Source organism: Serinicoccus chungangensis (assembly GCF_001483745.1).
In the GTDB taxonomy this organism is placed as follows: domain Bacteria; phylum Actinomycetota; class Actinomycetes; order Actinomycetales; family Dermatophilaceae; genus Ornithinicoccus; species Ornithinicoccus chungangensis_A.
In genome coordinates, this window is record NZ_LQBL01000027.1 from 257,438 (window position 1) to 277,359 (window position 19,922).

The following is a 19,922-nucleotide window of genomic DNA, read 5'->3' on the forward strand; positions in this document are numbered from 1 at the left end:
ACAGCTCGCTGGCTCACACCGGGTTCCGGTTGGCGGCGTCGTCCCGGGGTGAGCCCTCGGCAGGCGGGGCCTCCTCCGGCTCCGCGGCCTCCTCCGGCCCGGGGGCACCCTCCTCCGTGTCGTCGGCGGTCCACCCGTCGCCCCACTCGCCGGTCTCGTAGTCGTAGTCCACCGGGTCGCCGTTCTCGTCGGTGCGGCGGTACCACTCCGTGTAGTTCTCGTGCTCGGAGTCGACCTCCGCCCCGGCGCCGCCCCCCGGGCGGGCGTGCACGACCTCGAGGGCGAAGTCGTCGCCGTACTGGTCCACGCCCTCGACGACGGCGTTGCGGACGGCGTTCTCGGCATACAGGTGGCGCAGCGTGAGCGGGTCGGTCCGCAGGTCCCGGAACCACGCCACGATGATGAGCAGCATCACCAGCGCGAACGGCACCGCGGTGACGATGACCAGCTGCTGCAGCCCCTCCAGCGCGGTCGCGTCACCGAGCGAGAGCATGACCACGGCGATCCCCGACATGACCAGACCCCAGAACACCACCACCCACCGGCGGGGGTTCTGGTCGCCGTTGCTGGCGAGCATGCCCATGACCACCGAGGCCGAGTCGGCCGAGGTGATGAAGAAGATGGACAGCACCACGATGACGACGTAGGGCAGCCACCCGACGTAGGGAAGGTTGTCCAGGACGGCGAAGAACACCTCGGCGGGCGCCAGGTCGGCGCTCATGCCCGGCAGCCCCTCGCGGTACATCCAGATCGAGGTGCCGCCCATGATCCCGTAGGCGACGAAGAGCAGGGACGAGGGGATGAGGATGGTCCCCAGCAGGAACTGGCGGACCGTCCGCCCGCGCGAGATGCGGGCGATGAAGATCCCGACGAAGGGCGACCAGGAGATCCACCACGCCCAGTAGTACACGGTCCAGGCGGACTGGTAGGTCTGGGTCTCCTCACCCCACGACAGCGAGCGGCCCATCATGTCGAACATCGACCCGAGGTACTCCATCATCGCCGAGGGCAGCAGGTTCATGAGGAACAGCGTCGGCCCGAGGAAGAGCACGAGGCCGACGATGCCGACCGTGAGCACGATGTTGATGCTGGACAGGTAGCGGATGCCCCGGGCGACCCCGGAGACCGCGGAGACGATGAAGCCGACGGTGAGCACCAGGATGATGACGACCAGGACGGTGTTGGTCAGCTCGTCGACGCCGGACACGATGCTCACCCCTGCCCCGATCTGCATCGCGGCGATGCCCAGGGCGGCGGCGGTGCCGAACAGGGTCGCGATGATCGCGAAGATGTCCACCAGCTTGCCGGCGAAGCCCTCCGCGTGTCGGGCACCGAAGAGGCTGCGGAAGATCGAGGACATGAGCAGGCTGCGCCCGCGCCGGTAGGCGGCGTAGGCCACCGCTCCCCCGACGAGGGCGTACATCGCCCAGGCGTGGAACCCCCAGTGGAAGTAGGTCTGCGCCATCGCCCGGTGCAGCGCCTCGGTCGACTCCGCCTCGTTCGTCAGCGGGGGCGGGGTGACGAAGTAGGTGAGCGGCTCGGAGGGGCCGAAGAAGAGCACGCCGATCCCGATGCCGGCGGCGAAGAGCATCGCCACCCAGGCGAAGGTGCTGAACTCCGGCGTCTCGCCGTCCTTGCCCAGCGGGATCCGGCCGTAGGGCGAGAACGCGATGATGAGCAGCGCCACGAGGATGATGATCGCCACGCTGTTGAACAGCCAGCCCAGGTTCGTCGTCGCCCACGAGAAGGCGGCTGCGGAGACCCGGGCGACGCCCTCGGAGTCCGCCACGCCCCAGATGACGAAGGCGACGGTGAGCACGCCGGCCAGCGCGAAGACCGTCATGCTCAGGCTGTAGCGGCGCCGCTGCTCGTCCACCGAGATCCCGGGGACGAGGGCAGGGTGGATGTCGTGCGGGTACCTCGGGCGCTGGTAGTCGAGCTTGCCGAGGGAGGCCCCGGCCCGTCGTCCGGCCTGGCGGGCGTCCTGGGCGATCGTCGTGCGGGGCGGTGGTCGGTCCTCTGCCATGACGGTGGCCTTCTCTGGGTTCGTCGCGGTGTCGAGACCCTGGCGCACAGGTGGCGCGCCGGGCGGAGGTCCACCGCCCGGGGGACGGCGTGGGGCGAACGTTAACAGCGGCCACCCAGGCTGTCACCCGTCCGACAGGCCCCGGACACGACGAAGCCCTGGCGAGAGAGAACCTCTCACCAGGGCTTTTCGTCGGGATGACAGGATTTGAACCTGCGACCCCTTGACCCCCAGTCAAGTGCGCTACCAAGCTGCGCCACATCCCGTTGTTCTGTTGTCCGCCCGGCTGGGCGAGGATCAGGTTAGCCCATCGGTGCCCGGCTGACCCAATCCCCGGGTGGGTCAGCGGCGGCGCTTCTCCCGCACCCGCACCGAGATCTCGATCGGGGTCCCGGCGAAGCCGAACTGCTCCCGCAGCCGACGCTCCAGGAACCGCCGGTACCCCGCCTCGATGAAGCCCGAGGCGAAGATGACGAACTTCGGTGGGCGGGTGTCGGCCTGGGTCGCGAACAGCACCCTCGGCTGCTTGCCGCTGCGCACCGGGTGCGGGTGCCCGGCCACGACCTCCCCGAGGAAGGCGTTGAGCCGGGCCGTGGGGATCCGTCGGTCCCAGGAGGCCAGCGCCGTGTCGAGCGCGGGCACGAGCTTGGCGACGTTGCGCCCGGTGGCCGCGGAGATGTTGACCCGTGGGGCCCAGGTGATCTGGACCAGCTCGCGCTCGATCTCCCGCTCGAGGTAGTAGCGCCGCTCCTCGTCCAGGGTGTCCCACTTGTTGTAGGCCACCACCAGCGCCCGCCCGGCATCCACGACCTGCTGGATGACCCGGATGTCCTGCTCGGCGATGGGCTCGGAGACGTCCACCAGGACGACGGCCACCTCGGCCTTCTCCAGCGCGGCCTGGGTGCGCAGCGAGGCGTAGAAGTCGGCCCCCCGCGTCTGGTGCACCCGCCGGCGGATGCCCGCGGTGTCGACGAAGCGCCATACCCTCCCGTCGTCACCGAGCTCGATGAGCTCGTCGACCGGGTCGCGGGTGGTCCCGGCCACGTCGTCGACGACGACCCGGTCGGTCCCGGCCAGCTTGTTGAGCAACGAGGACTTGCCGACGTTGGGGCGCCCGACGAGAGCGACCCGTCGCGGTCCGCCGCGCTCGCCGACCCCGGCCACCGCCGAGGTCTCCGGCAGCACGTCGAGCAGCGCGTCGAGGACGTCACCGGACCCGCGCCCGTGCAGGGCGGACACCGGCCACGGCTGCCCCAGGCCCAGGCTCCACAGCATCGCCGCGTCCGCCTCGAAGCGCTGGTCGTCGACCTTGTTGGCGACCAGCACGACCGGCTTGCCCGAGCGCCGCAGCAGCCGGACCACCTGCTCGTCGGTGTCGGTCGCGCCGACCGTGGCGTCGACGACGAACATCACCGCGTCGGCCAGCTCCACGGCGACCTCGGCCTGCTCGGCGACCCGCAGGTGGATGCCCCGCGCGTCGACCTCCCAGCCGCCGGTGTCCACGACGGTGAACCGCCGACCGGACCACTCCGCGTCGTAGGCGACCCGGTCACGGGTGACGCCGGGGACGTCCTCGACGACCGCCTCGCGGCGCCCGATGATCCGGTTGACCAGGCTGGACTTGCCGACGTTGGGGCGGCCGACGATCGCCACGACCGGGCGGCCGCCCGCAGCGGACTCCTCGTCCTCCGGGAGCTCGCCGCGCTCGACCAGCGCCTGGTCCTCCTCGGAGAGCTCGAAGTCGACGAGCCCCGCCCGCAGCGCCTGCTCCAGCGCCTCGTCCTGCTCGCTGGGCTCCAGGTCGGGCAGCCCGTCGGGGTCACCGGCGGTCCACTCGACCTCGACGTCCCCGTCGTCCTGCGGCCCGCTCATGCGCTCCCCTGCTCGGACTCGGCGGTACGGGCGTCGTCGCGCAGCCGCACCTGCCGCTTGATCCGGCCCAGCATGCCGACCATGCCCCGCATGCGCAGCGGCGAGACCGCCTCGGCGAGACCGAACCGGTAGGGCGCGTCGTCGGGCACGTCGAGCACCTGCCGGGCCGGCAGCCCGTCCAGGCTCTCGTGGAGGATCCCCGCGAAGCCGCGGGTGGTGGGTGCCTCGGGCGGGGCGTCGAAGAACAGCCGGACGGTGTGCTCCGGGTCACCCTCGACCTCGACCGCGAGGAAGAGCGGCGACTGGCACTCGTCGACCCGCTCCATGGTGTCCAGGCTGCCGTCGTAGCGCTCGGGCAGCGCCGGCAGCTCGCGCGAGAGCTCCAGCAGCAGCTGCAGCCGCTCGGGCTGGCTCACCGCGTGGAAGTCCTCGGCGAGCTCGGCCATCGCCTCGGGCAGGTCGGTGCGCTCGGTGTCCTCAGGCATACCTCACCGCTCCACGGGCACGCCGACGGAGTTGCCCCACTCGGTCCAGCTGCCGTCGTAGTTGCGCACCTTCTCGAAGCCCAGCAGGTGGGTCAGGACGAACCAGGTGTGGCTGGAGCGCTCGCCGATCCGGCAGTAGGCGACGACGTCGTCCGACGCGGACAGCCCCTGCTCCTCGAGGTAGAGGGCCTCGAGCTCCTCCCGCGAGCGGAAGGTGCCGTCCTCGTTGGCCGCGCGGGCCCACGGCACGGACCTGGCGCCCGGGATGTGCCCGCCCCGCATGGCGCCCTCCTGGGGGTAGTCCGGCATGTGCAGCAGCTCGCCGGAGAACTCCCCCGGTGAACGCACGTCGACCAGGGGCTGGCCGAGGTGGTCGAGCACGTCGGCCTTGAACGCCCGCACGGCGCTGTCGTCGCGGTCCACGACGGGGTAGTCGACGGGGGTGACCTCGGGCACGTCGGTGGTGAGCTCGCGGCCCTCCTCGACCCACTTGGCCCGGCCCCCGTCGAGCAGCCGCACGTCCTCGTGGCCGAACAGGGTCAGCACCCACAGGGCGTAGGCCGCCCACCAGTTGGACTTGTCACCGTAGATGACGACCGTGGTGTCGCGGGCGATGCCCCGCTCGGACATCACCTGCGCGAACCGCTCGCCGTCGACGTAGTCCCGCGTCAGAGGGTCGTTGAGGTCGGTGTGCCAGTCCAGCTTCCGGGCGCCGGGGACGTGCCCGGTGTCGTAGAGCAGGACGTCCTCGTCGGACTCCAGGACGACCACGCCCTCGTCGTCCAGGTGCTCGGCCAGCCACGCGGTGGTGACCAGCCGCTCGGGGTGGGCGTAGGCCTGGATCTTGTCGTTGGTGCTCGTGCTCGTGCTCATGTTCTGGGTGCTCCTCACGCGTCGGGGTCGGGAGTGTGCGGTGCCTGCGGCTCGGTCTGCGCCACGACCTCGCCCCGGACCAGGGCGAGCACGGCCGCGACGACCTCGTCGAAGGTCAGGTCTGAGGTGTCCAACGTCACGACCCCGTCCGCGGCTTCCATGAAGGCGCTGACGGTGGAGTCCTGCTCGTCGCGGCGGACGATCTGGTCGCGGGTGGCGGCCACCTGGTCGGCGTCGGCGCCCCCGTGCAGCTCGGTGGACCGCCGCGCCAGACGGGCCTCCTCCGAGGCCGTCAGCAGCACGCGGTGCTCGGCGTCCGGTGCGACGACGGTGGTGATGTCGCGGCCCTCGGCGACGATGCCGCCACGCTCCTCGCGCTGGGCGCCGATGACCTCCCGCTGCCGGCGGCGCAGCTCGGCCCGCACGTCCAGGTTGGTCGCGACGGCGGACACCTGCTCGGTGACCCGCTGCTCGCGGATCGCGCCGGTGACGTCCGTGCCGCCCACCGTGACGCTCTGGCCGTCGGGGTCGGTCGGCACGTCCAGGGGCAGGTCGCGCGCGGCCTGGGTCACGGCCTCCCCGTCGTCCAGGTCCAGGCCCTGCTCGAGGCAGTGCCACGCCAGCGCGCGGTACATCGCGCCGGTGTCCAGGTAGGCCAGGCCCAGCTCCCTCGCCACCGCCCTGGACACGGAGGACTTACCGGACCCGCTGGGTCCGTCGATGGCGATGGTGAGGGGGGTGTGCGGCACGCCTCCAGCCTAACGGCCGGACCAGGATGTCCCGCATCGGTCGCTCGGCGCACCCGGCCGTCCCCGCCCTACTCCCCCGCCGAGCGGTAGAGCTGCGCGACCTCCTCGGCGGAGAGCGCGCGGTACTTGCCCGGACGCAGCTCGGCGAGCCGGATCGGCCCGATCTGGACGCGGGAGAGGGCCTCGACGGGGTAGCCGACCTCCTCCATCATCCGACGCACGATGTGCTTGCGGCCCTCGTGCAGCACGACCTCGATGATGGAGTGGCCCGGGATGTCGTCGACGAGGCGGAAGCTGTCGGCCCTGGCCAGCCCGTCCTCCAGCTGGACGCCGTCGCGCAGCTGCTTGCCGACACCGGGTCCGACGACGCCGTGCACCTGGGCGACGTAGGTCTTGGGGACGCCGTAGGCCGGGTGCTGCAGCTTGTGCGCGAGGTCGCCGTCATTGGTGAGCAGCAGCAGGCCCTCGGTGTCGACGTCCAGGCGCCCGACGTGGAAGAGCCGCTGGGACAGGTGGCCGACGTAGTCGGTCAGGCAGGGGCGCCCCTCGTCGTCCTCCATGGTGGAGACGACCCCGGCCGGCTTGTTGAAGGCGAGGTAGACCTTGTCGGTGTCCACGACGACGCGGTCGCCGTCGACGTGGACGGTCTGCCTGGAGGGGTCCACGCGGACGCCCAGCTCGACCACGACCTGCCCGTCGACCTCGACGCGGCCCTCCTCGATGAGCTTCTCGCAGGCCCGGCGGCTGCCGAAGCCGGCGCCGGCCAGCAGCTTCTGCAGGCGCACGCCCTCCGGGCTGTGGACGTCGCGGGACGCCGGGTCCGGCGGGGTGCTGGGCCGGCGGCGGCGCGGGGGCCGGCTGCCCCCGGCCCGGCGGGGGCCGGCGCCACCTCCCTGGGCGGGGACGCCGGGGCCGGCGCCACGTCCGCCGGAGCGGCCGCCTCCGGAGCGACCGCCGCCGGAGCGACCGCCTCCGGATCGACCGCCCCCACGAGGTGCGCCCGTGCCACCGCCACGGGATCCGGGGCGCTGCTGCTTGCCGTTGCTCATGCGAGTCCTTCCGATGCGAGCTCCTCGAGCACCTCGGCCGAGGGGAGATAGGGGGCCAGGGCCGGCAGCTCGTCCAGGCTGTCCAGGCCCATCCGCTGCAGGAACAGGTCGGTCGTGCCGTAGAGCACCGCACCACCGGTCGGGTCCTGCCCGACCTCGGTCACCATGCCCCGGGCCAGCAGGGTCCGCACGACACCGTCCACGTTCACGCCGCGGATGGCGCCGATCCGGGCCCGGCTGATGGGCTGCCTGTAGGCGATGACCGCCAGGGTCTCCAGGGCGGCCTGGGTCAGCCGCGCCTGCTGGCCTCCCAGGAGGAACCGCTCGACCACCGGTGCGTATTCCGGGCGGCTGTAGATGCGCCACCCCCCACCCAGCCGGCGCAGCATGAACCCTCGCTGACCCTCGGCATACTCCTGGGCGAGCGCGTCGAGCGCCGCACCGACCTCGTCCAGCGGCAGCTCCAGGGCGCCGGCCAGCGCCTCCTCGGTGACCGGCTCGTCGATGACCATGAGGACGGCCTCGACGGCCGAGCGCACCCCTCCGGGCAGGCTGCGCACGTCGACGCCGGGCTGCTCCTGCTCCTCATCGGGTCGGCTCATCGGCCACCTCCTCGTCGGGCTGCTCGTCGAACTCCGCGCCCACCGCGGCGACGTCGCCGCCCTCCGGGCCGGTCCAGCGCACGGTCAGCTCCCCCAGCGCCTCGTCCTGCTCCAGCGCGACCACGGTGTCGCGGAAGAGCTCCAGGAGGGAGAGGAAGCGGGCCACGATGACCAGCGTCGAGTCGGCGTCGGCGACCAGCTCCCGGAAGCTCGCGCTGCCGCGCGCGCGCAACCGGGACACGACGATCGAGGCCTGCTCGCGCACCGACACCTGGGCGGCGTGCAGGTGCTCGACGCCGACCGTGGGCGGCGGCTTCGGGATCATGGCGCGGCCCGCGATCATCGCCAGCTGCTCGGGGGTGATCGTCAGCACGAGCTCGGGCAGCAGCGAGGCGAAGCGCTCCTCGACCCCGACGTCCCGGGCGAAGATGCGGCCCTTGCCCTCCATCTGCAGCCGCAGCTCGTCGGCGACCTGCTTGAAGGCGCGGTACTGCAGCAACCGGGCGAAGAGCAGGTCCCGCGCCTCGATGAGGGCGAGGTCCTCCTCGTCGTCCTCGCGCGCGCTGGGCAGCAGCCGGGCGGCCTTGAGGTCGAGCAGGGTCGCGGCGATGAGCACGAACTCGCTCGCCTGCGACAGGTCCCACTCCCCCTCCCCCTCCTGGGCCGCCCGGAGGTAGGCGACGAACTCGTCGGTGACCCGGGCCAGGGCGATCTCGGTGACGTCCAGCCGGTGCTTGGCGATGAGGCCCAGCAACAGCTCGAAGGGGCCGGAGAAGACGTCGAGGTGGACCTCGAACCCGGCCCGCCCCGACACCAGCACCCCGCCCGGCGTCTCGGGCCTGGCGCTGGTGGCGGGCGGCATACCCACCTCGCTCAGGGTGCGCCGCCGCGGGAGACGAGCTCGCGCGCGAGCTGGCGGTAGGCCTCCGCGCCCGAGTGCGTGCTGGCGTAGGTCGTGATCGGCTCAGCCGCGAGCGTGGCGTCCGGGAACTTCACCGTGCGGCTGATGACGGTGTGGAAGACGGTGTCGCCGAAGTGGTCGACCACGCTGCGGACGACCTCGCGCGAGTGCAGGGTGCGGCCGTCGTACATCGTGGCGAGGATGCCGTCGACCTCCAGACGCGGGTTGAGCCGGTCGGTGATCTTCTCGATCGTCTCGATGAGCAGGGCGACCCCGCGCATGGCGAAGAACTCGGTCTCGAGCGGGATGATCACCCCGTGCGCGGCGGTGAGGGCGTTGACGGTCAGCAGGCCCAGCGAGGGCTGGCAGTCGATGAACACCACGTCGTAGTCGTCGAGCACCGGGCGCAGGACTCGTGCCAGGACCTGCTCGCGCGCGACCTCGCCCACGAGCTGCACCTCGGCGGCCGACAGGTCGATGTTGGTCGGCAGGATGTCGATGCCGGGGACCCGGGTCGGCTGGATGACGTCGCGCACGTCGTGCCCGCGCTCGACGAGCAGGTTGTAGATGGTGACGTCGAGGTCATGGGCCCGGACCCCGAAGCCGACGGAGAGCGCGCCCTGCGGGTCGAAGTCGACCATGAGCACCTTGCGGCCGTACTCCGCCAGCGCCGCACCCAGGTTGATCGTCGTGGTGGTCTTGCCGACGCCGCCCTTCTGGTTGCACATCGCGATGACGCGGGCCGGGCCGTGGCTGGCCAGCGGCGGGGGGACGGCGAAGTCGGGCAACGGGCGGCCGGTGGGGCCCGTCTGCCCCACGCCCGAGGTCTCGGTACCGGGCAGCCGGTCGTGGGTCACGTGGTCTCTCCAGGTGCGTGGTGGTCGTGGTCGGCGTCCCGCCGATCGGTCCGACCCTAATCCACCGCTCCAGATGAGGGCCATCTGCCTCCACCTCGACCTGAGGTCCAGACTTCGCGCCTGGGGGGGGTGGGCGGTCGGCACGGCGGCGGCGGTCAGCCAGCCCCCGGGGCGCGACGAGCACGGGGGTGGGCCTGGGCATACACCTCGCGCAGGTGCTGCGTCGACACATGGGTGTAGATCTGGGTCGTCGCGACCGACGCGTGCCCGAGGAGCTCCTGCACGACGCGCACGTCCGCGCCTCCGTCCAGCAGGTGGGTGGCGAAGGAGTGGCGGAGGGTGTGCGGAGAGATCTCGCCCCGCAGGTCCGCCCGCTCGGCGGCGGCCCGGATCGCGGTCCACGCCGACTGGCGGGAGAGCCGCCCGCCACGGGCGTTGACGAAGACCGCCGGCGTCCCCGTGCCACCCCGAGCGAGGGCCGGTCTGCCCCGGACCAGCCAGGAGTCGAGGGCGTCCCGCGCGTAGCGGCCGAGGGGCACGACCCGTTCCTTGCGGCCCTTGCCGAACAGTCGCACCACCCCGCCCCCCTCGTCCGCCCGCCCCAGCTCCAGGTCGTCCACGTCGAGGGCGATGGCCTCGCTCACCCGAGCCCCGCACCCGTAGAGCACCTCCAGCAGCGCCCGGTCCCGCAGCGCGGCCGGTGTGTCCCCCACGGCGGCCGCCTGCAGCAGCCGCTCCACGTCGTGCACGGTCAGCGCCTTGGGCAGCCGACGGGGCGGCGTGGGCGGGGTGACCTCCCGGGCGGGGTCGTCCGCCACCTGCCCCTCCACCGCGAGGAAGGTGTGCAGGCCACGCACCGCCACGACCGCCCGCGCCGCGGACGTCGCCGCGAGGGGCTGGTGCTCCTCGTCGCCGGTGCGCAGGTGGGCCAGGAAACCGGCCACGTCGTGCTCACGCACCTCCTCGGGCGTCCGCACGCCCACCCCGTCCAGGTAGCGCAGGTAGCGGTCCAGGTCGCGGCGGTAGGCGCGCAGCGTGTGCTCCGACCGGCCCCGCTCCACCCTCAGGTGGTCCAGCCAGTCACCGGCCGCGCGCGTCAACGGGCTGCGCCGGGTGCTCTGGGCGGTGGGCGTGGTCACGGACTCGATCCTCTCAGGTCGCGGCCCGTGGACGTCGCCCGACGCGCGTCCGGTGCGCTCCCCCCGCGCGTCCGGTGCAGGTGGGAGGAGACTGCCCCCATGCGCTGGTATGCCGATGCTCCCGCCCGCCGCTCCCGCCAGGTCGTCGCCGACCTGCTCGTCCTCGGCTGGGTCGTCCTCTGGGTCCTCGTCGGGCGGTGGGTCTTCGGTCTGGTCATGACGCTCGCCGCCCCGGCCGACCCCTTGCGCTCGGCCGGCACCGGGCTCGAGTCGCGGATGACCGAGGTCGCGGGCCGGGTGATCGAGATCCCGCTGGTCGGTGACCAGCTGGACGCGCCCTTCACAGGCGCCGCCGGCGTGGGGACGGACCTGGTCAGCGCCGGTGACCGCCTGGAGAGCGGGGTCCGGACAGTCGCCTGGCTGGTGAGCCTGCTGTCGGCCGGCACCCCCATCCTGCTCGTGCTCCTCGTCTGGGCCGCGCTGCGGGTCGCCTGGGTGCGGCGGGCGCGTGCCCTGGGCCGCGAGGTCGCCGATCCGCAGTCGCAGCAACTGCTCGCGCTGCGGGCGCTGGTGCACCAGGACCCGCGTCGGCTGCAGGAGCTGCACCCCGACCCCGTAGGGGCGTGGCGTTCCGGCGACCCGGAGGCCGTCCGCGCGCTCGCCGACCTCGAGCTGGCCAGGGTCGGCCTGCGCAGCCGCTGAGGCTCACTCCCCTGTCGCGGGCGACGCGTCGCACAGCAGGCCGAGCTGGTAGAGCGCGTTGCGGTTGGCGATCGCCAGGCCGGCAGCGACCGCCGGTCGCAGCGGGGCGGCGAGCAGGCTGCGCCGCTGGTCAGGCTGACGCACCACCCCGGAGACGAGCTCCACGCGGGTGCCCCGGACCTCGGGGACCAGCCGGACGTGGTGGAACGTCCCCGGGCCCGACCGTCGCCGTCCCCACACGCGCAGGTCCCACGAGGACTGCCACAGCGCGATGCCAGCGGCCCCGTCCGACGGCGCGTGGACGAAGACGCGCTCGCGGGTCAGGGTGCCCGGGCCCCGCCACGGCATGACCCGCGAGCGGGAGAGGCTGTCGGTGATCGTCGTCTCCGAGCGGGCGGTGGCGCTCGGCGACAGGCTCAGCCAGGGCTTCGTCCCCGCGGCCGTGCCGACGCGTGGCCAGAGCGACTGCAGGTCACCGGTGAGCAACCGGGTCGCCCGCCGGGCCAGGACCGGTATGCCGTCCAGCTCACCGATCCCCGGCAGGGTGCTGACGTCGAGACTCGGGTCGGGCGCGTCGCCATGGTTTTCGAGGTCGGCGGCGACCTGGTCGGGGTCGGCGCCCTGGTGCAGCAGGAGCCCCCGGACGGTGCCGCTGGGCTCCCCGACGAGCCGGGCCGCGAGGCCGGCGACCGAGGTGGTGACCCGCATCAGCTCACGGGCGCGCGGCGTGACCGGCAGGGTGCCCACGGCACCGTGGTGCAGGTCCTGCGGGGCGCGACGCGGGGGCGAGGTCAGCGCGGCCGTCTCGACGCCGAGCGCGTCCACCTGGGCCCGGAGCACCTCGCCCACCGCCGCCCGCGTCCCCTCGGCGTCGACGCCGTGGGGCAGCAGGACCCTCGACACCCCCTCGTCCTGCAGCGTCGCGAGGAAGACGTGCTCGACGTCGATCTCCCGGTGGCCGAGGTGCGCGCACTCCTGCCAGGACGTCTGTGCGAGCCAGAGGGTGGAGCGCCATGCGGTCATCGAGATCGACTCCCCTTCACCAGGTCCGGGCGCACCCGCGACCGGAAGCGTTTGTGCGCCGCCTGGCGCGTGACGCCCAGGCAGTCGGCGATCTGGGCCCACGACAGGCCGGCCTCGAGGGCCGCCTCCACCTGCCGGAGCTCGACCGCCTCGGTCAGCTGACGCAGCCGGGCCGCGGCGCGCAGCGCTGCGGCCGGCTCACCGGTCTCGGAGGCAGCGCGGGCCGCCTGCCCGAGATCGAGGAGCGGAAACGTCATACCGTCAACGTAGGTTGACAGCGGTCGAGTGTCAACCCTGGTTGACGATGAGCTCAGCCGTGGCGCTCGCGCAGCACCCGCTCGACGTCGCCGAGGCCGAGGTCGCGGGAGCGGAGGAGTACGAGGAGGTGGTAGACGAGGTCGGCCGACTCCCCCAGCAGCGCCTCGTCGTCCTGGGCGACAGCGGCCAGCGCCGTCTCGACGCCCTCCTCACCGACCTTCTGGGCGATTCGCCGCACGCCGCACTCGAAGAGGCTGGTGGTGTAGGACCCCTCGGGACGCTCCTGCGCCCGGGTCTCCACGACCTCGTCGAGCTCGTGCACGAAGGACCCCGGCTGCGCGCCGGGATCGAAGCAGGTCGGCTCTCCGGTGTGGCACGTCGGGCCGGTCGGTATGGCGTGCAGCAGCAGGGTGTCGCGGTCGCAGTCCAGCTCGACACGCTCGACGGCGAGCACGTTGCCGCTCGTCTCCCCCTTGGTCCACTGCGCACCCCGGCTGCGGCTCCAGAAGGTGGCCAGGCCGGTCTCGAGCGTCGTGCGCAGGGCCTGCTCGTCGAGGAACCCGACCATGAGGACCTGTCGGGTGCGGGCGTGCTGCACGACGCCGGGGACGAGACCGGGCTCGCCGAGCTTGCTGAAGTCGACGTCCTCGACGGCGAAGTCGACCATCTGCGGCGCTCGGTGGGCATCGGGAGCGACCATCTGCGACGCCCGGTCGGGGTCAGGAGCAACCATCTGCGACGCCCGGTCGGGGGACGGGGGCGGGGTGGTGGTCATGCGCGCACCTCGATCCCGGCGGCGGCCAGGCTCTGCTTGAGGGAGGGGATGGGGATGGAGCCGTCGTGGAAGACCGTGGCGGCCAGGGCCCCGTCGACGTCCGCCTCGGCGAAGACGTCGATGAAGTGCTGGGTGGCGCCGGCGCCGCCGCTGGCCACCAGCGGCACCGGGCACACCTCGCGAACGGCGGCCAGCTGTTCCAGGTCGTAGCCTTCCCGCACGCCGTCGGAGCCCATGCAGTTGAGCACGACCTCGCCCGCGCCGAGGTCGACGACGCGGCGCACCCAGTCCAGCGTGGTCACCTCCAGGGCGCGGGTGGCGTCCGGGTTGCCGGTGAACTGACGAATCCGCCAGTGGCCGTCCTCGTCGCGCAGGCTGTCGACCCCGACGACGACGCACTGCACCCCGAAGGCCTCCGCGAGCTCCCCGACGAGCTCCGGGCGCTGCGTGGCGGGAGTGTTGACCGACACCTTGTCCGCCCCGGCGTGCAGGACGGCCCGGGCGGTCTCCACGGAGCGGATGCCACCGGCGACGCAGAACGGGATGTCGATGGCGCGCGCCACCCGCTCGACCCAGCCGACGTCGACACCGCGCCCCTCGGGGCTCGCGGTGATGTCGTAGAACACGAGCTCGTCGGCGCCCGAGGCGGCATACCGCTGCGCGAGCTCGACGATGTCGCCCATGTCCCGGTGGTCGCGGAAGCGGGTGCCCTTGACGACCCGACCCTCGCGCACGTCCAGGCACGGGAGGATCCGGCGGGCGAGCGTCATACCTGCTCCTCCAGCATCGCGTCGGCGACGGTGAGGCGGCCCTCGAGGAGCGCCTTGCCGAGGATGATCCCCGCGCACCCCTGCCGCTTGGCGGCGCGGACGTCGTCGACCGACCGGGCCCCGCCCGAGGCCTGGATCTGCAGGGCCGGGTTGGAGCGGGTGAGCATGGTGTAGAGGTGGAAGTTGGGGCCGGACAGCGTGCCGTCCCGGCCGATGTCGGTGCACAGCACGTGCCGCAGACCGGAGCTGTGGTAGTCGTGGAGCGTGGTCGTGAGGTCCTGCTCCCCCACCGAGGTCCAGCCCGAGGTGGGCAGCACCCACCGCCCGTCCTCGCCGATGCGGGTGTCGAGCGCCACGGTGATGCGGTCGGGCCCGAAGCGGTCCAGCCAGCCGCGGACCGTCTGCGGCTCGCGGACCGCGAGCGACCCGACGACGACCCGCTCCGCGCCGGCGTCGAGCAGCTGCTGCACGTCGTCGCTGCTGCGCACGCCGCCCCCGGTCTGCACCCGCAGACCGGTGGTCTCGACGACCGTGGTGAGCGTGTCGATGAGGGTGTAGCCGCCGGCGCGGGCCGCGTCGAGGTCGACGAGGTGCAGCCAGGCGGCGCCGGAGCGGGCGTAGTTCTCGGCGACCGCCACCGGGTTGTCGGTGTAGCGGGTCTCCTGGTCGTAGTCGCCCTTGTGCAGGCGCACGACGGCGCCGCCACGCACGTCGATGGCGGGATAGACGGTGAACGGGCCGCTCTGGGTCACGGGGATCTCTCCGGTGTCGGTGCGAAGGTCAGGCGTCATCGATCGACCTCCACGAGAAAGTTTCGCAGAAGCCGCGCGCCGAGCGACGAGGACCTCTCCGGGTGGAACTGCGCACCCCACCGCAGACCGGAGCGCACCACGGCGCTCCAGCTGCCGCCGTGGTCGGTCGAGGCGAGGGTGTGCGGCCCGGTGGGCGCGGCGTAGGAGTGCACGAAGTAGGCCCGCTCGCCCTCCTCGATCCCGGTGAGCAACGGGTCGTCGACGATGCCGGTGAGGGAGTTCCACCCCATGTGCGGCACCCGCACCTGCGCAGAGGCCGGTATGCCGACCACCTCGCCCGGGACGAGGCCCAGGGTCGCCACCCCGCCGTCCTCCGCGGAGCGCTCGAAGAGCAGCTGCATCCCGAGGCAGACCCCGAGCAGCGGCGCCTGCACCTGGCCGAGCACGTCGACGAGCCCCAGCTCACGCAGCCGGCGCATACCCGCCCCGGCCGCGCCCACCCCGGGCAGGATGACGCGGTCGGCGGCGAGGATGTCGGCGGGGTCGGCGGTGAGCCGGCTGGTCGCGCCGAGGCGCTCCAGGGCGTAGCTCACCGAGCCGATGTTGGTGCCGCCCCCGTCGACGAGCGCGACCCTCACAGGACGCCCTTCGTCGAGGGCAGCTCGGCGGAGTCCCCCTGCCGGGAGATCCCCATCCGCAACGCCCGCGCGACCGCCTTGAAGCCGACCTCGATCATGTGGTGGGTGTTGCTTCCGGTCACCGACAGGTGCAGGGTGCACCGCATGGCGTCGGCGAAGGAGCGCCAGAAGTGCTCGACCATCTCGGTGGAGAAGTCGCCGACGCTCTCCCGCTCGAAGGTGCCGTCGTAGGCGAAGTAGGGCCGTCCGGACAGGTCGAGCGCCGCGGTGGCCTGCGCCTCGTCCATGGGCAGGGTGAAGCCGTAGCGGCCGATGCCGCGCTTGTCGCCGAGGGCGGTGCGGATCGCCTCGCCGACCGCGAGGGCGACGTCCTCGACCGTGTGGTGGTCGTCGATGTGCAGGTCGCCCTGGCAGTCGACCCGCATCCGGAAGCCGCCGTGCTTGGCGAGCTGGTCGAGCATGTGGTCGTAGAAGCCGATCCCGGTGGAGATCTCGCTGCCGCCGGTCGCGTCGAGGTCGACCTCGACGACGATGCTGGTCTCGGAGGTGGCCCGCTCCACCCGGGCGGTGCGCGGGGCGTCGGCGAGCTCGTGCGCGACCTGCGCCCAGTCGACCTCGGGCAGCAGGTAGGTGCGGATGCCGAGGTTGTCGCCGAACTCGCGGTCGGTCGACCGGTCGCCGACCATGACCGAGCGCTCCCAGTCGACACCCCGGTCCTTGAGCAGGTGCGCGACCATCCCGATGCCCGGCTTGCGGGTCCACGGCGCCTCCGGACCGCCGTGGTGCGGATCGACGAAGACGTCCCGGAAGGTGATGCCCTGGCTGGCGAGCAGCTGCAGCAGGAACTGCTGCGGGCCCTCGAAGTCCTCGGTCGGGAAGGACTCCGTGCCCAGGCCGTCCTGGTTGCTCACCATGACGAGGTCGAAGCCCGCCCCCTGGATGCGCAGCAGCGCCGGGATCACGCCGTCGACGAGCGCCAGCTTGTCCAGCGCGTCGATCTGGTGGTCCTCCGGCTCGGCGATGATCGTGCCGTCGCGGTCGACGAAGCAGATCGGGCGGGGGCTCATGCGGGGCTCTCCTCGGTGCTGGTGTCGGTGCTGATGTCCGTGCTGGTGGTGGGGCTCGATGACGCGGTCAGCGCCTCGCGCAGGGCGGCCATCTCGGGGCCGGTGCCGATGGTGATGCGCAGGGCGTCGTGCAGGCCCGGCAGGTGGCGCATGTCGCGGACCACGATGCCGGCGGCGCCCAGGGTATGCAGCAGGGCGTCAGGGTCGTCGCACCGCACCAGGAAGAAGTTGGCCTCGCTGGCGTAGACCGTGCGCACGTCGTCGAGGTCGCGCAGCCAGCGGCCGACCTGGTCACGCAGCCGCAGGACTTCGCCGACGTGCTGCGCAGTGGCGTGCAGGACGTCCTCGGACAGGGCCCGCAGCGCGAGCTCGGTGACCGGCGCGGGCAGCGGGTAGGGCGCCTGCACCCGCCGCAGGACGACCACCAGGTCCGGGTGGGCCAGCGCGATGCCGACCCGGGCCCCGGCGAGGGCGTGCGCCTTGGAGAGGGTGCGCAGCACGACGAGGGTGGGGTGCTCCTCGAGCAGGGTGATCGCCGAGCGCTGCTGCGCGAACTCGCCGTAGGCCTCGTCCACGACGACGACCGCCTGGTCGGCCAGCTCCTCGGCGAGCGCGGCGATCTCGCGCAGCGGGACGACCGAGCCGGTGGGGTTGCCCGGCGAGGCCACGAAGACCAGGCGGGCGCCGTGCTCCCGGGCCGCCCGCGCGACGGCGGCGGTGTCGACCCGCCAGCGCAGGCCGTCGTCGGTCTGGGGCACGTCGGTCACCGGCACGCCGTGCAGCCGCGCGGAGACGGTATACATCCCGAACGTCGGCGAGGTCACGACGACGCCGTCACCGCCGGGGCGGCACAGGCTGCGCACGAGCAGCTCGATCGCCTCGTCGCTGCCGCGGCCGACCACGACCCGGTCCGGGGTAGTCGCCCACAGGTCGGCGAAGGCCTCGACCAGCGCGGCCGGCTGCGGGTCCGGGTAGCGCCGGGACACGCCGCCGCTGTCCGCGGGGCTGGCGACCCCGGACTCGTTGGCGTTGAGCCAGATGCGGTCCGGTATGCCCGTGGGCGCGCTCGTGCGGGCCGAGGAGTACCCCGCGAAGTCGCGCAGGTCCGGGCGCACCAGGTGCGCCGGGAAGGTGGTGTCGCCGCGGGTGGTCACGGCTGCCCCTGGGTGCGGGCGAGACGGCGCGTGACCGCGCGCTGGTGGGCGTGCAGCGACTCGGCCTCGGAGAGCGTCACGGCGCACGGGCCGACGGCGGCCAGGCCCTGCGGCGTGGCGCGCTGCACGGTCATGGCGATCTGGAAGGCGCCGACGTTGACGCCGCCGGTGAAGCGCGCGGCACCCGCGGTGGGCAGCACGTGGTTGGTGCCGGAGCAGTAGTCGCCGAGCGTCTCCGGGGTGTGGTCGCCGAGGAAGACCGACCCGGCCCGGTCGATGCGCGGCACCCAGTCCGACGCGTCGCGCAGGGCGAGGATGAGGTGCTCGGGGGCGTAGTCGTTGGACACCTCGACAGCTGTGGCCAGGTCGGGGGTGACGACGAGGCGGGAGGACGCGAGCGCCTTGCGGGCGATGTCGGCGCGCGGCAGGCTCTCCACCTGCTCCTCCACCTGGGTCGCGACCGCCACGGCCAGCGCCCTTGAGTCGGTGAGTAGGACGACCTGGCTGTCCGGGCCGTGCTCGGCCTGGGACAGCAGGTCGGCGGCCACGAACTCGGCGTCCGCCCCGGCGTCCGCGATGACCAGGACCTCCGAGGGACCGGCCGGCAGGTCGATGCCCGGCCCGCCCTCGGCCGTGCTGACCTGCCGCTTGGCCTCGGTGACCCAGGCGTTGCCGGGACCGAAGAGCTTGTCGCACGCCGGGACGGTCTCGGTGCCGTAGGCCATCGCCGCGATCGCCTGGGCCCCGCCGACGAGGTAGATCTGCTCGATGCCGCACTCGGCGGCGGCCGCGAGCACGGCCGGGTCGGCGGTGCCGTCCGGGCGCGGCGGCGTGCAGAGCACCACCTCCGGGCAGCCGGCGAGCTGCGCGGGCACACCGAGCATCAGCGCGGTCGAGGGCAGCGGCGCTGACCCGGCGGGGACGTAGAGCCCGACCCGGCGGATCGGGCGCACCACCCGCTCGCACACGACCCCGGGAGCCGTCTCGACGGCATACCCCTGCTGCATGCCGGCCTCGTGGAAGGTGCGGATGCGTCCGGCGGCCTCGGTGATCGCCGCGCGCAGGTCGGCGTCCAGCGCCGCGGCGGCGGTGTCCCGCTCCTGCGGCGTGACCCGCAGGTCGGCCACGGTCGCGCCGTCCAGGCGGGCGGTGAGCTCGCGCAGCGCGTCGTCGCCACGCTCGCGCACCTGCGCGAGGATGTCGGTGACGCCAGCGGTGACCTCGGGGCCCGCGGCCGCGGTGCCCCGGCGCAGCGCCTCGGCGCGCTGGGTGTCGTCGAGCTCGTCCCAGGTGAGAACGTTCATGCGAGCATCCCCTCGACCGGCAGCACCATGAGGTTGTGGGCGCCCTCGCGCTTGAGGTCCTCGAGCTTGGCCCACGAGACCGGGCCGTGCACGAGCATCTGCAGCGCGACCTCGTCGCGGCCCTCGACCGCCGTGACCGTCGGCTCGTGACCGCCGGGCAGCAGCGGCAGGACCCGGTCGAGCAGCTCGCGCTCGACGCGCAGCAGGAGCAGCCGCGACTCCTTGAGCTGGACCGCCCCGTCGAGCCGCCGCAGCAGGAGGTCGGCGATCTCCTGCCGCCCGTCGTCGAGCTGGTGCCCAGGGCCGGCGATGACGGCCTCGCTGTGCAGGATCGTCGTGACGGGGGTGAGCTGGTTGGCCCGCAGGGTGCCGCCGGTGGAGACGAGGTCGCAGACGACGTCGGCCTGGCCCAGCCGCGGGGCGATCTCGACCGAGCCGTTGAGCACGACCGGCTCGGCCTGCACGCCCTGCTCGGCCAGCCAGCGGCCCAGGGTGTGCGGGTAGGACGTGGCGATCCGCAGTCCGGCCAGCTGCTCCGGGCCGGTCCACTCCTGCTCCTCGTCGATGGCGATGTCGAGGCGGCAGGTGCCCCACCCCAGCTGGCGCCACTCGGTGAGCTCCACGCCCCGCCCCTGGGCCTCCCGGGCCAGGCCGTGCTCGACGAGCACGTTGCGCCCCACGATCCCGAGGTCGCACACGCCGTCGGCGATGAGCCCGGGGATGTCGTCGTCGCGGACCAGCAGCAGGTCGACCGGCAGGCTCTCGCCGTAGCAGAACAGCCGGTCCCGGCTCTCCCGCCAGGTCAGCCCGCAGGAGGCGAGCAGCTCGCGGGCCGGGTCGCCCAGGCGGCCGGACTTCTGGATCGCCACGCGCAGGCGCTCGCGGGGCTGGGCAGGCGGGGTCATCAGGGCCTTTCGGGAGGATCA

At 73.1% G+C, this 19,922-nt stretch carries 21 protein-coding genes and 1 tRNA gene; 1 reads left to right on the plus strand and 21 read right to left on the minus strand.

Features of this window, described 5'->3' with window-relative positions; all coding sequences use genetic code 11:
* Positions 1–13: 13 nt before the first annotated feature.
* The 11 genes from AVL62_RS08310 to xerD all read right to left on the minus strand — a co-directional run bounded on the left by AVL62_RS08310 (position 14) and on the right by xerD (position 10,553).
* Complete coding sequence (locus AVL62_RS08310; RefSeq protein WP_058891245.1) at positions 14–2,026, minus strand: BCCT family transporter; 2,013 nt, start codon at positions 2,024–2,026, stop codon at positions 14–16.
* A gap of 192 nt (positions 2,027–2,218) precedes the next feature.
* Positions 2,219–2,292 (minus strand) — tRNA-Pro (locus AVL62_RS08315).
* Positions 2,293–2,368: 76 nt separating this feature from the next.
* Positions 2,369–3,898: a ribosome biogenesis GTPase Der gene (gene der, locus AVL62_RS08320; protein WP_235585597.1), complete on the minus strand. Its 1,530-nt coding sequence runs from the start codon at positions 3,896–3,898 to the stop codon at positions 2,369–2,371.
* Positions 3,895–4,383, minus strand: coding sequence for a SufE family protein (locus AVL62_RS08325; protein WP_058891160.1), 489 nt, complete (start codon positions 4,381–4,383; stop codon positions 3,895–3,897). Before AVL62_RS08325 ends, der begins: the two co-directional genes overlap by 4 nt.
* 3 nt (positions 4,384–4,386) lie before the next feature.
* Positions 4,387–5,256 carry a sulfurtransferase gene (locus AVL62_RS08330; RefSeq protein ID WP_058891161.1) on the minus strand — a complete coding sequence of 290 codons (870 nt, stop codon included), beginning with the start codon at positions 5,254–5,256 and terminating at the stop codon, positions 4,387–4,389.
* Positions 5,257–5,270: 14 nt separating this feature from the next.
* Entirely contained in the window at positions 5,271–6,005 is a 735-nt protein-coding gene (gene cmk / locus AVL62_RS08335) for a (d)CMP kinase (RefSeq protein WP_058891162.1), read from the minus strand.
* A gap of 68 nt (positions 6,006–6,073) precedes the next feature.
* Complete coding sequence (locus AVL62_RS08340) at positions 6,074–7,054, minus strand: pseudouridine synthase (RefSeq protein ID WP_058891163.1); 981 nt, start codon at positions 7,052–7,054, stop codon at positions 6,074–6,076.
* A complete protein-coding gene (scpB, locus tag AVL62_RS08345) occupies positions 7,051–7,656 on the minus strand; it encodes an SMC-Scp complex subunit ScpB (RefSeq protein WP_058891164.1) in 606 nt (201 codons plus the stop codon). The genes AVL62_RS08340 and scpB overlap by 4 nt, the downstream gene beginning before the upstream one ends.
* Positions 7,640–8,518 (minus strand): segregation and condensation protein A, encoded by an 879-nt coding sequence (locus AVL62_RS08350; protein ID WP_058891165.1) that lies wholly within the window; start codon positions 8,516–8,518, stop codon positions 7,640–7,642. The genes scpB and AVL62_RS08350 overlap by 17 nt, the downstream gene beginning before the upstream one ends.
* Before the next feature lie 11 nt (positions 8,519–8,529).
* A complete protein-coding gene (locus AVL62_RS08355) occupies positions 8,530–9,414 on the minus strand; it encodes a ParA family protein (RefSeq protein ID WP_058891166.1) in 885 nt (294 codons plus the stop codon).
* Positions 9,415–9,569: 155 nt separating this feature from the next.
* The gene (xerD, locus tag AVL62_RS08360) at positions 9,570–10,553 is read right to left on the minus strand and encodes a site-specific tyrosine recombinase XerD (RefSeq protein ID WP_058891167.1); all 984 of its coding nucleotides are present in this window, start codon (positions 10,551–10,553) and stop codon (positions 9,570–9,572) included.
* Positions 10,554–10,652: 99 nt separating this feature from the next.
* On the opposite strand from xerD, the gene AVL62_RS08365 reads away from it, so the two are divergent.
* A complete protein-coding gene (locus AVL62_RS08365) occupies positions 10,653–11,255 on the plus strand; it encodes a hypothetical protein (protein WP_058891168.1) in 603 nt (200 codons plus the stop codon).
* A 3-nt stretch (positions 11,256–11,258) separates the two neighbouring features.
* On the opposite strand, the gene AVL62_RS08370 is transcribed toward AVL62_RS08365, so the two are convergent.
* From AVL62_RS08370 to hisG, 10 genes are read right to left on the minus strand one after another with little or no spacing between them, the layout of a single operon-like run.
* On the minus strand, positions 11,259–12,278 hold the full coding sequence (locus tag AVL62_RS08370; RefSeq protein ID WP_058891169.1) for a Clp protease N-terminal domain-containing protein: 1,020 nt from the start codon (positions 12,276–12,278) through the stop codon (positions 11,259–11,261).
* On the minus strand, positions 12,275–12,535 hold the full coding sequence (locus AVL62_RS08375) for a hypothetical protein (protein ID WP_010146032.1): 261 nt from the start codon (positions 12,533–12,535) through the stop codon (positions 12,275–12,277). The genes AVL62_RS08370 and AVL62_RS08375 overlap by 4 nt, the downstream gene beginning before the upstream one ends.
* A gap of 53 nt (positions 12,536–12,588) precedes the next feature.
* Positions 12,589–13,311, minus strand: coding sequence for a bifunctional phosphoribosyl-AMP cyclohydrolase/phosphoribosyl-ATP diphosphatase HisIE (gene hisIE, locus AVL62_RS08380; protein WP_235585598.1), 723 nt, complete (start codon positions 13,309–13,311; stop codon positions 12,589–12,591).
* Positions 13,308–14,081 carry an imidazole glycerol phosphate synthase subunit HisF gene (hisF, locus tag AVL62_RS08385; protein WP_058891170.1) on the minus strand — a complete coding sequence of 258 codons (774 nt, stop codon included), beginning with the start codon at positions 14,079–14,081 and terminating at the stop codon, positions 13,308–13,310. Before hisF ends, hisIE begins: the two co-directional genes overlap by 4 nt.
* Positions 14,078–14,872 carry a 1-(5-phosphoribosyl)-5-[(5-phosphoribosylamino)methylideneamino]imidazole-4-carboxamide isomerase gene (gene hisA, locus AVL62_RS08390; protein WP_058891171.1) on the minus strand — a complete coding sequence of 265 codons (795 nt, stop codon included), beginning with the start codon at positions 14,870–14,872 and terminating at the stop codon, positions 14,078–14,080. The genes hisF and hisA overlap by 4 nt, the downstream gene beginning before the upstream one ends.
* Positions 14,869–15,471 (minus strand): imidazole glycerol phosphate synthase subunit HisH, encoded by a 603-nt coding sequence (gene hisH, locus AVL62_RS08395; RefSeq protein ID WP_058891172.1) that lies wholly within the window; start codon positions 15,469–15,471, stop codon positions 14,869–14,871. Before hisH ends, hisA begins: the two co-directional genes overlap by 4 nt.
* A complete protein-coding gene (hisB, locus tag AVL62_RS08400; protein WP_058891173.1) occupies positions 15,468–16,538 on the minus strand; it encodes a bifunctional histidinol-phosphatase/imidazoleglycerol-phosphate dehydratase HisB in 1,071 nt (356 codons plus the stop codon). The genes hisH and hisB overlap by 4 nt, the downstream gene beginning before the upstream one ends.
* Entirely contained in the window at positions 16,535–17,692 is a 1,158-nt protein-coding gene (gene hisC / locus AVL62_RS08405; protein ID WP_058891174.1) for a histidinol-phosphate transaminase, read from the minus strand. Before hisC ends, hisB begins: the two co-directional genes overlap by 4 nt.
* Positions 17,689–18,996, minus strand: coding sequence for a histidinol dehydrogenase (gene hisD / locus AVL62_RS08410; protein ID WP_058891175.1), 1,308 nt, complete (start codon positions 18,994–18,996; stop codon positions 17,689–17,691). The genes hisC and hisD overlap by 4 nt, the downstream gene beginning before the upstream one ends.
* Positions 18,993–19,901, minus strand: coding sequence for an ATP phosphoribosyltransferase (gene hisG / locus AVL62_RS08415; protein WP_058891176.1), 909 nt, complete (start codon positions 19,899–19,901; stop codon positions 18,993–18,995). The genes hisD and hisG overlap by 4 nt, the downstream gene beginning before the upstream one ends.
* Between the last annotated feature and the right edge of the window lie 21 nt (positions 19,902–19,922).